The sequence below is a fragment of the Acinetobacter baylyi DSM 14961 = CIP 107474 genome, assembly GCF_000368685.1.
GTDB lineage: Bacteria > Pseudomonadota > Gammaproteobacteria > Pseudomonadales > Moraxellaceae > Acinetobacter > Acinetobacter baylyi.
In genome coordinates, this window is sequence record NZ_KB849626.1 from 21,002 (window position 1) to 34,650 (window position 13,649).

The 13,649-nt window shown below is 44.4% G+C and carries 10 protein-coding genes; 6 read left to right on the top strand and 4 right to left on the bottom strand.

The features are described 5' to 3' along the window. Positions 1 to 237: 237 nt before the first annotated feature. Positions 238 to 2,922 carry a phosphoenolpyruvate carboxylase gene (ppc, locus tag F952_RS04370; protein ID WP_004923071.1) on the bottom strand — a complete coding sequence of 895 codons (2,685 nt, stop codon included), beginning with the start codon at positions 2,920 to 2,922 and terminating at the stop codon, positions 238 to 240. A gap of 171 nt (positions 2,923 to 3,093) precedes the next feature. Next, positions 3,094 to 3,708 carry a TetR/AcrR family transcriptional regulator gene (locus tag F952_RS04375; RefSeq protein ID WP_004923074.1) on the bottom strand — a complete coding sequence of 205 codons (615 nt, stop codon included), beginning with the start codon at positions 3,706 to 3,708 and terminating at the stop codon, positions 3,094 to 3,096. Positions 3,709 to 3,861: 153 nt separating this feature from the next. Between F952_RS04375 and F952_RS04380 the strand changes: the two genes are divergently transcribed. The 6 genes from F952_RS04380 to F952_RS04405 all read left to right on the top strand — a co-directional run bounded on the left by F952_RS04380 (position 3,862) and on the right by F952_RS04405 (position 11,615). Continuing rightward, complete coding sequence (locus F952_RS04380) at positions 3,862 to 4,971, top strand: efflux RND transporter periplasmic adaptor subunit (protein ID WP_004923077.1); 1,110 nt, start codon at positions 3,862 to 3,864, stop codon at positions 4,969 to 4,971. After that, complete coding sequence (locus F952_RS04385) at positions 4,968 to 8,096, top strand: efflux RND transporter permease subunit (protein ID WP_004923080.1); 3,129 nt, start codon at positions 4,968 to 4,970, stop codon at positions 8,094 to 8,096. The genes F952_RS04380 and F952_RS04385 overlap by 4 nt, the downstream gene beginning before the upstream one ends. A gap of 132 nt (positions 8,097 to 8,228) precedes the next feature. Next, entirely contained in the window at positions 8,229 to 8,606 is a 378-nt protein-coding gene (locus tag F952_RS04390) for a hypothetical protein (protein WP_004923082.1), read from the top strand. A 104-nt stretch (positions 8,607 to 8,710) separates the two neighbouring features. Next, positions 8,711 to 9,817 carry a molecular chaperone DnaJ gene (gene dnaJ / locus F952_RS04395; RefSeq protein WP_004923086.1) on the top strand — a complete coding sequence of 369 codons (1,107 nt, stop codon included), beginning with the start codon at positions 8,711 to 8,713 and terminating at the stop codon, positions 9,815 to 9,817. A gap of 119 nt (positions 9,818 to 9,936) precedes the next feature. Further along, positions 9,937 to 10,758, top strand: a complete 822-nt coding sequence (dapB, locus tag F952_RS04400; RefSeq protein WP_004923088.1) for a 4-hydroxy-tetrahydrodipicolinate reductase — start codon at positions 9,937 to 9,939, stop codon at positions 10,756 to 10,758. Positions 10,759 to 10,964: 206 nt separating this feature from the next. Continuing rightward, entirely contained in the window at positions 10,965 to 11,615 is a 651-nt protein-coding gene (locus F952_RS04405) for an START domain-containing protein (RefSeq protein ID WP_004923091.1), read from the top strand. 42 nt (positions 11,616 to 11,657) lie between these two features. Here the strand turns inward: F952_RS04405 and F952_RS04410 are convergent, their stop codons facing one another. Both F952_RS04410 and dkgB read right to left on the bottom strand, forming a co-directional pair. Continuing rightward, on the bottom strand, positions 11,658 to 12,833 hold the full coding sequence (locus F952_RS04410; protein WP_004923096.1) for an MFS transporter: 1,176 nt from the start codon (positions 12,831 to 12,833) through the stop codon (positions 11,658 to 11,660). Positions 12,834 to 12,844: 11 nt separating this feature from the next. Continuing rightward, a complete protein-coding gene (gene dkgB, locus F952_RS04415) occupies positions 12,845 to 13,648 on the bottom strand; it encodes a 2,5-didehydrogluconate reductase DkgB (RefSeq protein WP_004923098.1) in 804 nt (267 codons plus the stop codon). Position 13,649 lies beyond the last annotated feature (1 nt).

The following is a 13,649-nucleotide window of genomic DNA, read 5'->3' on the forward strand; positions in this document are numbered from 1 at the left end:
TGTCTAAATACGATACTTAATCTGGTCAGCTTGATCTTAGCCGTTCAAAATCATGAGTTTATGCTGATATTTTACCAAATGGTAAATATTATTTAATGTGAAATCAGATAATTGATTTTGACCAATGAATAAAAATAAAATTTTAATTTTATAAAAAATATTTTTAAATTCATGGTTATGAGAAGTTGCCCGATAATCTTCAGCACTTGAAGATCATCGGGTTTATCATAAAAGACATTAACCTGTATTGCGTAGTCCTGCGGCAATGCCTGCGATGCTTACCATCAAGGCATGATCTACAGGTGTACGCTCGGCATTGCTTTGAGCCGTATATAACCGACGGCGCTTCATCAATTCTGCCTGCAATAAATGCAATGGAAGCAGGTAAGGCTTACGAACCTGCATGGCCTGATCCAGCACATCATTTTTACTGAGTAACTTGGATTCTCCTTTCATCGATAAAAGTGTCTGTACTGCATCGTTCAGACGTTGGCGTAACATTTCACCCAGAATCTTGAGATCTTCATTATCCGTTAGGTGAGATTCATAATAGAGCGCGATATTGGCATCCGATTTCGACAAGACCATTTCAAGCATATCAATAAGCGTTTGAAAATACGGCCATTCTGCCAGCATTTCATCTAGGACCGCTTTTTTGTTTTCATCAATCACCTGATTAATGGCTGCCCCTGTGCCTAACCATGCGGGTAACATCAAACGGATCTGTGTCCATGCAAACACCCATGGAATTGCTCGCAGCGATTCAATGCCGCCGCTTACCTTACGTTTGGCTGGACGAGAGCCTAAAGGGAGCATTTGGAGTTCTAGTTCTGGAGTAACAGTCCTCAGATATTGCACAAAATGCGGATTTTCACGGACTGTCTCACGATACACCCGCACCGAAATATCGGTCATCTGATGCATGAGGTCACGCCATTCCTGTTTAGGTACAGGCGGTGGTAACAATGTCGCTTCAAGTGTCGCAGCAGTATAAATTTCAAGGTTTTGTAATGCGACCCCTTCCAGACCAAATTTGAAGCGAATCATTTCGCCTTGTTCTGTCACACGGATTGCGCCAGAAATTGAACCTGGCGGCTGTGAAAAAAACGCCTGCTGGGTTGGGGCACCACCTCGGCTGATGGAGCCACCACGACCATGAAACAGGGTCAATTGAACACCATGTGATTTTGCAACCGCAGTCAGTTCTTCCTGGGCGCGATACTGAGCCCAGTTGGCTGACATAAATCCAGCATCTTTGGCTGAATCTGAATAGCCAATCATGACTTCGTGTTTGCCCTGAATATGCTGCTTATACCAGTGCATATTAAACAAGGTTTCCATGGTTTTGGCTGCGCCGTCCAGATCCTTTAATGTCTCGAACAAAGGCACAACACGTAACGGTTGTAAAATGCCAGCCTCTTTTTGCAGAAGTAGTACAGCCAGTACGTCACTCGCGTATTCAGCCATCGAGATGATGTAGGCACCCAAACTTTCTGGGGGCTGTTCAGCCAGTGTGCGCATGGTGGCAAACACTTCCTTGACATCAGGGTGTTCGATCAGACTACCTTCTGGTTCATTCAAATATTTAGGTAAAAGCGGGCGTTTGCTTTGTAGTTCCTGAATCAAAAAGTTTTGTCGGGCCTGTTCAGTCCACGATTCAAAATTGCCCAAGCCCAAATATTCGGTAATGGCAGAGATTGCCTGACGATGACGTCCTGATTCCTGACGGATATCCAGCTTAAGGAGTTCAATGCCAAAACAATTCACACGATAGATAAAATCAAGCAATTTACCATTGGCAATCTCTGGTAGATTACATTCCATGAGCGAGCGATGACATAGCAATAGCGGATCTAACAGCTCTTGTTTATGTCTAATAATTTGGCTGTCATCACCATCGAGTCCCTGTAATCGAAGCGATAACCATTGGCGTGTGGCTTTTAAACGTTCGCGGGTTGATCTGAGATATTCACGATAAGGTTCGGGATGACGACGTCCCAGTGTCTGGCTTAATTCTTCAGAACAAGCTTGAATGGAAAGTTCCCAGCGTAAGTCCTCGATATCTCTTAGGTATAGGTCGGCAGCTTGCCAGCGAGATAACCAGAGAACTTCTTGTGTCACATTATGCGTTACGTTCGGGTTACCATCACGGTCACCACCCATCCATGACGCAAAGCGGATTGGAGAAATATCGAGTGGAAGATGAGCATCACAATGCTGATGTACCAGTGTATCTAATTCACGAACAAATTTGGGAACGGCATTCCAGAGCGTTTGCTCAATGGTGGTAAAGCCCCATTTGGCTTCGTCCAGAGGCGTCGGTTTATTCTGGCGGATCTCATCGGTCTGCCATGCAGAGCAAATAAGTTGTTTTAAGTCATCCAATACTTGCTGACGTTCACGTGGCGTGAGCTTCTGCTGATCAAGTTTTGAAAGTCCTTCATTGATATCATCATATTTTTGAATGAGGGTACGACGGCTGACTTCAGTTGGATGCGCCGTAAGAACCAATTCAATACTGAGATTAGACACCTGTTGAAAAAGTTGTTTCGAACTGATCTGATTCTGTTTGAATTTTTCAAAGAGATGAATTAAAGGATTGGGTGGTGGACCTTGCTCATCAAATTCGCTGCGTCTTCTACTGCGAACCACATGGTATTGTTCTGCAATATTGGCAAAATTAAGAAAATAAGAAAAAGCACGGGTGAGAGGCAGAATTTCTTCATCTTTTAAATCTAAAAAAAGCTGTTCAAGTTTTTTTTCAGTCTCGGCTTGACCATCTCGTGCGCCTTTGGCGAGAGCACGAATTTGTTCAATCTGATTAAACAAATCTTGTCCTGCATGCTGCTTAAGCGTTTCCCCTAATAAATTTCCGAGTAAGCGTACATCCTCACGCAGCGGAGCATCAATTTGTTGAATCATTATATTTCTCCCATTCTTATTCTGTTTGACTATACCGCTATTCGTAGACAATCCAAGTCTCTCAAGTAAAAAACTTTTCTTTTTTTGCTTAAAAAAATATCAGTTAAAAAATAATGGTTCTGCAACTAACTGTGCTGCAAAAAGCATCAAAAAATACAATACGGCTTTGGTCTAAATACCGTATTTGAGCATAAAGATTTCGATGGCATCGGTAATGGATTGTTGTAACTCATCTGTATTTGGAGCAGCCTCCATCCCGAGTAACACATGATGATGTCTTAAGCCCAGCAACAAAGACATAATCAGCTCGGTTTGCTTGATCGGAATATCAGCGCGAATAAAGCCTAAATTGCTGGCTTGCTGAAAGAAATCCGTCATGGAACCACATAATCGCTGATGAGAGGCATTAAAGAATTTTTCGGTCAGGGGACTTTGTTCAGCAGCCAATTCAAACAGAACATGTTCAAGTTTTAAGGCTTCTGGCAAATAAATCGTATAAATGGCACATTCACATACATGATGTAGGCTTTGAAGAAAATCATTTTCGGCGCTGAGCTGAAAATTTCGGGTCGCAATGCATTCTTGGCAGCTTTCTTCAATCGCGCAAATAAATAAGTTTGCCTTATCTTGAAAGTGATTATAGACCGTCAGTTTGGTGACCCCAGCATCCTTCGCAATTTGATTCATGCTGGCATTGTGATAACCGTGCTTCAAGAAAGCGATTTTAGCTGCTTCCAGAATCCGTTTACGTTTTTCCAGATCTTTAGGTCTACCTGATGCTTGCACACGAAATCCTCAATAAAATTTTAATAAAAAACATCTAGATAAGCTCTAAACAATAATTAATGTACCAATGGGTATATTAATTAAAAAACAAACACTCTAAGATAACCCTATATTGTGCCTTAAAAAATAAATTTGAATAAGAGTGATGACATCATGAATCGAATATTCTTGATCCTGTCTGGTTGGGTCATGTTATGTATGCTGGGACTTTCGGGGTGCCATAAACAAACAGCAGATCTAGAACAAGCACCTTTAGTTATGGTGGCACAGCCGCAGTCTTCACAGTCTCAAGCGCAAAGTTATGCTGGAAAAGTGCAGGCTCGTCAGCAGACGGCATTGTCGTTTCGGGTTGGTGGACAAATTATAGAGCGTCTAGTTGAGGTAGGCGATCGTGTACATGTGGGCCAAGTATTGGCCAAACTTGATGTACAGGATGCCCAGTTACAACTGAATGCAGCCAAGGCACAGTTGGATAATGCTCAGTCGGCTGCCAAGATTGCAGCGGATGAGTTACAGCGTTATCAGCAATTGTTGCCGATTAATGCAGTCAGTCGTTCGCAATATGATGCCATCAAAAATCAGTATGATGCAGCGCAATCCAGTTTAAAACAGGCACGTTCCAATTATGATGTTGCCAGTAATCAAACCAACTACAACCGCTTACTTGCCAATAAAAATGGAGTGATCACTGAACGTTTGATTGAGGTTGGACAAGTCGTCGCAGCGGGACAAACAGCGTACCAACTCGCAATTGATGGTGATCGTGAAGTCGTCATTGGGCTGCCAGAACAATCAATTTCGTCTGTCAAAGTCGGTCAGCCTGCTTGGATGAGTCTATGGTCGCAACCTGAGCAAAAGTTTGCAGCCTACGTACGTGAAATTGCGCCTGCAGCCGATCAGTCGCGTACCTTTAGTGTCAAGGTTGCACTCAAGCAGGCACAGCCATCGATTCAGATGGGACAAAGTGCACGGGTCTTTCTGAATGCTACACCACAGCAAAGCCAGTTAAGTATTCCCATGAGCAGTATCTCTGCGACCAAGCAACAGCCGTATGTCTGGATTGTTAAGCCCAATAACACCATTCAAAAAGTCAATGTCCAGTTGGGTGCATATGGACGAGATGAAGTGACCATCCTTTCAGGATTAAAAAGTTCAGACTGGGTGGTCGTTGGCGGGGTGCATTTATTGCGTGATCAGCAAAAAATTAGACCCATCGACCGTGAAAACCGTGCAGTCAATATTCAGACAGGAGCCGTTCAATGAATTTTAATCTGTCTGAATGGGCTCTAAAAAATAAAGGCTTAATCTTATATCTGATGTTACTACTGGCGATTGTGGGCATTTTTTCTTATTCCAAACTGTCTCAGAGTGAAGATCCACCTTTTACTTTTAAGGTGATGGTCATCAAAACCTACTGGCCAGGCGCAACGGCAAAAGAAGTTTCTACATTGGTGACTGACCGCATTGAAAAAGAGCTGATGACGACGGGCCAATATGACCATATTATGGCGTATTCTCGGCCTGGTGAATCAATGGTGACTTTTTTTGCCAAGGATTCTTTAAAATCTGAACAAATTCCAGATGTCTGGTATAACGTTCGTAAAAAAGTCAATGATATTAAACAGGAACTGCCTGTAGGTGTGCAGGGGCCTTTTTTTAATGATGAATTTGGCGATACCTTTGGCAATATTTATGTATTAACAGGAGAAGGCTTTGACTATGCGGTTCTGAAAGAATATGCCGACCGATTACAACTTGAATTACAACGCGTTCCAGATGTTGCCAAGGTTGAGCTGGTTGGATTGCAGGATCAGAAAATCTGGATTGAACTCTCCAACACCAAAATGGCACAACTGGGTGTACCTGTCACAGCCATTCAACAGGCCTTACAACAGCAAAATAATATGGTCAGTGCGGGCTTTTTTGAAACCCCTTCTGATCGAATACAAGTTCGTTTAACAGGCCATTTAAATCGTGTAGAAGACTTGAAACATCTACCTTTACTGGTAGGAGACAAAACCATCCAGTTAGGAGAGGTGGCCGAAATTTACCGTGGGTTTAGTGATCCCGCCCAGCCAAGAATGCGCTTCATGGGACAAAACGGTATTGGCATTGCAGTCTCAATGCGTAAAGGTGGCGATATCATTGCGCTTGGTAAACATCTCGAAACCACTTTTTCCGATTTACAGCATACTTTGCCTTTGGGAATGAAGCTAGAAAAGGTATCGGACCAGCCTGTTGCCGTGCAGCGTAGTATTCATGAGTTTATTAAGGTATTGGCCGAGGCGGTTATTATTGTCTTGCTGGTCAGCTTTTTCTCACTGGGTTTTCGTACAGGACTGGTCGTGGCTTTTTCAATTCCACTGGTGCTGGCGATGACCTTTGCAGGCATGCATATCTTTGATGTGGGGTTACATAAAATTTCCTTGGGTGCGCTGATTTTTGCACTGGGGTTACTGGTGGATGATGCCATTATTGCGGTAGAAATGATGGCGATTAAAATGGAGCAAGGTTATAGCCGTCTCAAGGCTGCTGGATTTGCTTGGAAAAGTACAGCCTTTCCGATGCTCACTGGAACGCTGATTACCGCAGCGGGGTTCCTGCCGATTGCGACTGCCAACTCAAGTACAGGTGAATATACGCGTTCTATCTTTCAGGTCGTGACCATTGCTCTCATTGTGTCATGGGTTGCGGCAGTTTTATTTGTCCCTTATTTAGGTGAAAAATTACTGCCAGACTTTAACCAGATGCAACAACGTGTGCCTTGGTATCAACGCATATGGGCCAAGCTACGTAAACAGCCAGTACCCCAACTGGCGTCTTATCAAGAGCATCATGACCCTTATCAGACACGCTTTTATCAGACCTTTCGCAACATGGTCGAAGCATGTGTGCGCTATCGTAAAACCGTCATTGTGACTACGGTATTACTCTTTGCGGGATCGCTGCTACTGTTCAAATTTGTACCACAACAGTTTTTCCCGCCTTCCAATCGTGCAGAGATTCTGGTGGATATCAAGCTTGAAGAAGGTGCTTCTTTGACAGCCACCGAGCAGGCCGTCAAAAAAGTTGAACACTTTCTGTCTCAGCAAAAAGGCATTGATAATTATGTGGCCTATGTCGGCACGGGCTCGCCACGCTTTTATTTACCTTTAGACCAGCAATTGCCTCAAGCCAGTTTTGCCCAGTTTGTGGTATTGGCATCTTCTTTGGAAGATCGTAACGAAATTCGTCATTCACTTGATCAACAGATTAAGTTATTGCTTCCACAAGCGCGGACCCGCGTATCGTTGCTTGAAAATGGGCCACCAGTCGGCTATCCACTACAATATCGCGTGTCGGGTGAAGACCAGAATCTGGTGCGGGAATGGGCACAAAAGGTCGCCAAAGTCATTGCTGAAAATCCAAATGCCACCAATGTTCATCTGGATTGGGGTGAACCAAGCAAGTTGATTATGCTGAATATTGATCAGGACCGGGCTAGACAATTGGGTGTAAGTAATACCGATCTGGCGAACTTCTTAAACAGTTCGATTACTGGAACGGTAATTGATCAGTATCGTGAAAAAAGAGAGTTGATTGAAATTCGTTTGCGTGGAGATCAGGCCGAGCGAGTGGATGTTGCTTCACTGGCGAGTCTTGCTATTCCGACGAGTCATGGGGGTACGGTTCCGCTGGCACAGATTGCACGTATCGAATATCGCTTTGAAGATGGCATTATCTGGCATCGTGACCGTTTGCCAACCATTACGGTTCGGGCAGATATGCGAAGTCAGTTACAGCCTGCTACTGTCGTGGATCAGATGAAACTGCAAATGCAGGAATTGCGTCGTCAGTTACCTAATGGTTATTTGATTGATGTTGGCGGTACCGTAGAGGAGTCTGCCAAAGGTCAGGAATCGGTCAATGCTGGAATGCCATTATTTCTGGCAGTGGTGATGACGCTGTTAATGGTTAAGCTCAGAAGCCTGTCACGTGCCTTTATTGTATTTTTGACTGCACCGTTAGGTCTGATTGGCGTGACTTTATTTTTATTGCTGTTTGATAAACCTTTTGGATTTGTTGCGATGCTGGGTACCATTGCCCTCTCGGGCATGATTATGCGTAACGCCTTGATTCTGATTGACCAGATTGAACAGGATGTTGCAGCAGGTCACGAGGTATGGACGGCCATTATTGATGCAACTGTGCGTCGATTCAGACCCATTTTACTGACCGCACTGGCCGCAGTTTTGGCGATGATTCCATTATCGCGCAGTATTTTCTTTGGACCAATGGCAGTTGCGATTATGGGTGGATTGATCGTGGCGACTTTTTTAACCCTGTTTTTTCTGCCAGCACTTTATGCAGCGTGGTTTAAGGTGAAAAAAACGCCAACTTTGTCATAATTTTTTGTGAATAAAAGGTGCGAAATGTTGAAAAGTCCAATATAGTAGCACCTTATTGTTAACACAAAAAAACACAGCAAAAGTTCATTGCAACAAAATATCCAAATGTGATGAATTTGAGGTTAGATAGGCATGGGGCAAGACCAATTAAAACAGCATCGTCGTTATATTACGATTTCTTATGTCTGTATGTTTCTTGCATTGGTGAGCATTATTTTTGCTGCAGTCGCTTATTTTCTTGCGCGAAAAGTTGCTATGGCTGAAAGTGCTGAAGTCTGGATCAATTCGCATGCGCTCTGGATCATGCACAGTGCTGTTCTATTCTTACTCATGTCTGCTTTTGCGGCACTCTGGTTTATTCCTCTTATTTTCTTTGTTTGGAACAGTGCACTGTGGGTGACAGCGCTCACGATTGCAGGTGTGGTATTTGCAGCAATTGCATGGCTTTATCTTCTAAATACCTGGATTAAAGGTATGTCTAAGTATTTAAAAAAGAAGGCAGTTTTTTAAAACGCATATTTTTTTTAAATATTACCCTTGTAAACTCAATTTAAAACCCCAACCTACACGCAATCAGGTATTAAATAAATTCCGCGTGAGGAGCATCGCCAGTCATGGCTAAACGAGATTATTATGAGGTTTTAGGGGTTTCGAAAACCGCAAGTGATGATGAGATCAAAAAAGCCTACCGCAAGTTGGCGATGAAATATCATCCAGACCGTAACCCTGATAACGCCGAAGCTGAAGATAAGTTTAAAGAAGCTTCAGAAGCCTATGAAGTACTGTCTGACAGTGAAAAGCGCAGTATGTATGACCGCATGGGTCATAATGCGTTTGAAGGCGGCGGCGGTGGAGGCTTTGGCGGATTTAGTGCCGAGGATATCTTCAGTCAGTTTGGTGACATTTTTGGTGGTGCGTTCGGTGGCGGTGGCCGTCAGCAGCAGCGTCAACGTCGCGGTTCAGATTTACGTTATGTCATGGAACTTTCGCTTGAAGAAGCGGTTCGTGGCGTCAAGAAAACCATTACTTTTACTGCGCCTGCACCTTGTGAGGTATGTGACGGTAAAGGGTCTAAAAATCCGAATGATGTCGAAACCTGTCGTACTTGTCATGGTACGGGTCAAGTCCGCATGCAACAGGGTTTCTTCTCTGTTCAGCAAACCTGTGGTACCTGTCGCGGACAAGGTAAAATCATTAAGAACCCATGTCAGTCTTGTCATGGTTCAGGTGTGGCAGATCGTCAACAAACGCTTGAAGTGACCATCCCTGCGGGGGTCGATAATGGTGACCGCGTTCGCCTAAGTGGTAAAGGGGAAGCCGTTCGTGATGGACAGGCAGGTGACTTGTACGTTGAAGTGGTGGTGCGTGAGCACGAAATCTTCCAGCGTGATGGTGCCGACTTGTATATGGACGTTCCTGTGAGCATTGCTGATGCTGCATTGGGTAAAGAAATTGAAATTCCGACACTTGAAGGCCGTGTCAGTTTGAAGATTCCAGAGGGAACTCAAACAGGCAAGCTTTTCCGCTTACGTGGTAAAGGGGTTCGTCCAGTACGCAGTAGTATGGTGGGAGATTTGCTGTGCCGTGTTGTGGTTGAAACGCCAGTCAACCTGACCAGTCGTCAGCGTGAATTGTTTAAAGAGTTGCAAGCCACGCTCGATGGGGACGAACATAGCTCATCTCCAAAGAAAAAATCATTCTTTGATCGTTTGTTCGATTAAGTCTAAATTGATAAAAAACCTGCTGCGGCAGGTTTTTTTATGGTGATTATTTTAGCGTCGAGCCTGAGTTTTGATATAGTAGAACACGAGTTTGGTCATTTTTATTTAGGATTTAGATTATGTCAGCATCTCCACGCATTGGTGTTTTGGGTGCGGGTGGCCGTATGGGTCGCATTCTTATTCAGGCTGTCCAACAGGCAGGCTATCAATTGGCCGCTGCGGTAGAGCGTCCAGAAAGTAGCTTGGTAGGAAGCGATGCTGGCGAGCTGGCAGGGATCGGTCACATCGGTGTCAAGATTTCAGGCAGTCTGGTAGAGGTTTTAAAAGATTGTGATGTAGTGATTGATTTCACTGCACCTGTTGCAACTGAACAGCACCTTAAGCTTTGTGGTGATGCGGGTGTGGCGATGGTGATTGGCACGACAGGTTTCTCAGAACAACAAAAGCAGCTTTTAAACGAGACGGCACACCAAACCCCAGTCGTCTATGCCGCAAACTATTCTGTGGGTGTCAATGTCACGATCAAGTTGCTTGAACTTGCGTCAAAAGTGTTTGGGGATAGTGTCGACATTGAAATTATTGAAGCACACCATCGTCATAAAGTGGATGCGCCATCTGGGACAGCACTCATGATGGGTGAGGCAATTGCTGAAACACTTGGGCGTGATCTTAAACAAGATGCCGTTTACTGCCGTGAAGGTCATACAGGCCCACGAGAGCGTCAGAGTATCGGTTTCCAGACCATTCGTGGTGGAGATATTGTGGGTGAACACACGGCGATGTTTATTGGTGAAGGAGAGCGTGTCGAAATTACTCATAAAGCCACCAACCGTATGAATTTTGCTGCGGGCGCAGTACGTGCAGCGGCATGGGTGGTTGGGCGTGAAGCGCGTAAATATGACATGAAAGATGTTTTAGGCTTTAACGATATTCAGGTTTAAGCTGATCTCTGTATCAAAATAAATCAGCATGGCTGATATGCCAAACAGGTTGGGCTCTCTTGCCTGTTTGGTGTCCATAGAAAAATAAAGCGTCTAAAAATAAACAGTGCATTGGGATGAGTAACGACCTGACCGTCGTTAAAAATTATTAAATTGACTCACATGCTCATGACTGTTTTTGATAGACCAATAGAATAAGGATGATCATGAATAAAACACTCGGATCTTTAAGTATATTGATTGCTTTACTATCATTTGCTTCACATGCGACCTCACCTGATGAGAAACTTAGTCTATACCGTAATAACATCAAGGTTTGGACGTATAAAACTGAACAGAATCCCGCGATTCAGTACAAGGCTGAAACCACTTTTGATGTACCAATCGAAAGAGCAGTATCTTTAATTCTGGATGTAGATCGAGCACCAAAATGGGTGCCCTATATGGGCGAAGCCAGAATTTTATCGAGAGATGATAAAAAAGGCGAATACACGCTTTATATGGTACTGGATTTTCCATTTCCGTTGAAAGATCGAGATGTTGTAGTCAAAAGTAAGTTGAGTAAAGCCAGTAATGGCGTTATTCATATTAAAAATACGTCCCTCTCTGGTGTTTACCCTGAGCAAGTCGGGCGTATCCGCATACAGCAGTATGTTGGCGAATGGACTTTTCAAAAAGTAGCCACAGATAAAGTCAAGGTTACGACTTCGGGATATGCCGATCCAGCAGGAAGCATTCCTTTAAGTTTCGTGAATATGTTTGTAGAGCAGCAGCCGTACCAGATGCTCATGAAAATGAAATCGGAGCTGGCTGATACTTCCAATGCGAATATCAAACTCCCCGAGATGCTCAAATAAACCTGGTGATATCTGCAAAAAAGCGCCCGAAGGCGCTTTTGCTTAATGATAACATTGCTGTTTGCCAGACACTAAATGGCTTAAGCGCATCTGTAATAACACCAGCAATAAGCCGAATCCTGCTAAACCAGCACCTGCAAAAGATACTGCTGCATAGCCCAGATTAAGGCTGAGTACTAAACCACCAACTGCGGCACCGACTGCATTACCCAAATTAAAAGCGCCGACATTAATAGATGAGGCCAGTCCTGGCGCTTCATGTGCAATTTTCATGACCCGCATTTGCACGGGTGGCACCAGTCCAAAGGTGGCGATCCCCCAAATTACCAGTGCAATGGCAGCACCAAGATGGCTTTGAGCCAGCCAAGGGAAGGCGAGCATGATCAGAATGAGAAGCGATAAAAATCCGATCAAGGTTTTGTTGAGTGAGAGATCTGCAAATTTCCCACCCAAATGATTTCCAATTGAAAACCCGATGCCAATAAGTACCAGCATAAATGTAATAAACATCGGGGAGGCATGAGTAAATGCAGTCAAACTGGGTGCAATGTAGGTATACAGGGTAAACATGGCACTGGCACCCAGTACCGTAGTCATGAGTGCCATGAGCACAGGTATGCGCGACAAGACTTTAAGCTCAGCTTTGACATCTGTGCGTTGTCCTGCCGAACCTTGTGGCAAAGCTTGATACAGTGACCACATGGTAAGTAAGCCTAAGCCCGAAATGGCAAAGAAAGTCATACGCCAGCCAATAACCTGACCGAGCCATGTTGCCAATGGTACCCCACCAATATTGGCAATGGTGAGACCCATAAACATACTGGCAACCGCACTGGCCTGCTTATGTACGGGCACCACGCTGGCAGCTACCACAGATCCGATCCCAAAAAATGCACCGTGATTTAGGCTGGTGATCAGACGTGCTGCCATTAGGCTCCAGTAATTGGGTGCGACCGCAGCCAGCAGATTGCCAACAGTAAACAGTGTCATGAGCAGTATCAGGGCTTTGCGCCGTGAAAAATGACCAAACCATAAGGTCATAATCGGCGCACCCAGCATCACGCCTAAGGCATAACCTGTGATTAGCATGCCCGCGGTAGGAATACTGATATTGAGATCATGCGCAATATTGGGCAGCAATCCCATGGGTGAAAACTCTGTGGTGCCAATGGCAAAAGCACCAATTGCCAAGGCCAGTAGCGGAAAGTTAGTTTTCATAGGTCGCCTTTCTAATCCCATTCAGGTGCAAGTTCGGCAGGATCAACCTCACGTCCGTTACGTTCGAGTGCTGCGATGAGTTGCATGTCTTGCTGACTGAGTTGAATTTCTTGAGCTTTTAAGTTGCTGATGAGATGTTCGCGTTTGGTTGAAGATGGAATGACGGCATAACCGCTTTGTAAAGCCCATGCCAGTGCAATCTGTGCCGTCGATGCCTGATGCTCTGAAGCAATATCTTGAAGTACAGGATCGTGTAAAACCTTACCGTAGGCCAGTGTCATGTAAGAGGTCACATCAATCTGCTGCGCTTTTAAAAAATCCACCAGTGTTCTATTTTGCAAATAGGGACTGAGTTCGATTTGATTGGTGGCAATATGCGATTGTCCGATACTCTCAATCGCTGTTTTGGTCTGTGCAATATTAAAGTTTGAGATTCCGATGTGCTCGGTTAAGCCTTGCTGTTTGGCCTGTAACAATAGCTGCATGACTGCTGCAATATCGATCCCTTTTTGAGGTGCAGGCCAATGGATTAAGGTTAAATTGACGGCATCGGTGCGCAATTTTTGCAGACTTTGCTTCAAGCTTGGAATCAGTTGTTCAGAGTTCAAATGATCGACCCAGATTTTGGTGGTGAGAAAAAGCTGATCGCGTGCAATCCCACTTTCCTGAATCGCTTGACCGACTTGTGCTTCATTGTCATAAATCTGCGCCGTATCAATCGCGCGATAGCCAACATCCAGTGCTGTTTTCACCGAATCAATCACAATTTGGTCGTTTAAACGAAATGTACCTAAGCCAAATTTTGGAACGATCATC

Bases quoted from the DNA above. Each gene is read 5' to 3' on its own strand.
- dkgB (WP_004923098.1), bottom strand. From the start codon at position 13,648: ATGATCGTTCCAAAATTTGGCTTAGGTACATTTCGTTTAAACGACCAA.
- F952_RS04405 (WP_004923091.1), top strand. From the start codon at position 10,965: ATGAATAAAACACTCGGATCTTTAAGTATATTGATTGCTTTACTATCA.
- dnaJ (WP_004923086.1), top strand. From the start codon at position 8,711: ATGGCTAAACGAGATTATTATGAGGTTTTAGGGGTTTCGAAAACCGCA.
- dapB (WP_004923088.1), top strand. From the start codon at position 9,937: ATGTCAGCATCTCCACGCATTGGTGTTTTGGGTGCGGGTGGCCGTATG.
- ppc (WP_004923071.1), bottom strand. From the start codon at position 2,922: ATGATTCAACAAATTGATGCTCCGCTGCGTGAGGATGTACGCTTACTC.
- F952_RS04385 (WP_004923080.1), top strand. From the start codon at position 4,968: ATGAATTTTAATCTGTCTGAATGGGCTCTAAAAAATAAAGGCTTAATC.
- F952_RS04380 (WP_004923077.1), top strand. From the start codon at position 3,862: ATGAATCGAATATTCTTGATCCTGTCTGGTTGGGTCATGTTATGTATG.
- F952_RS04410 (WP_004923096.1), bottom strand. From the start codon at position 12,833: ATGAAAACTAACTTTCCGCTACTGGCCTTGGCAATTGGTGCTTTTGCC.
- F952_RS04390 (WP_004923082.1), top strand. From the start codon at position 8,229: ATGGGGCAAGACCAATTAAAACAGCATCGTCGTTATATTACGATTTCT.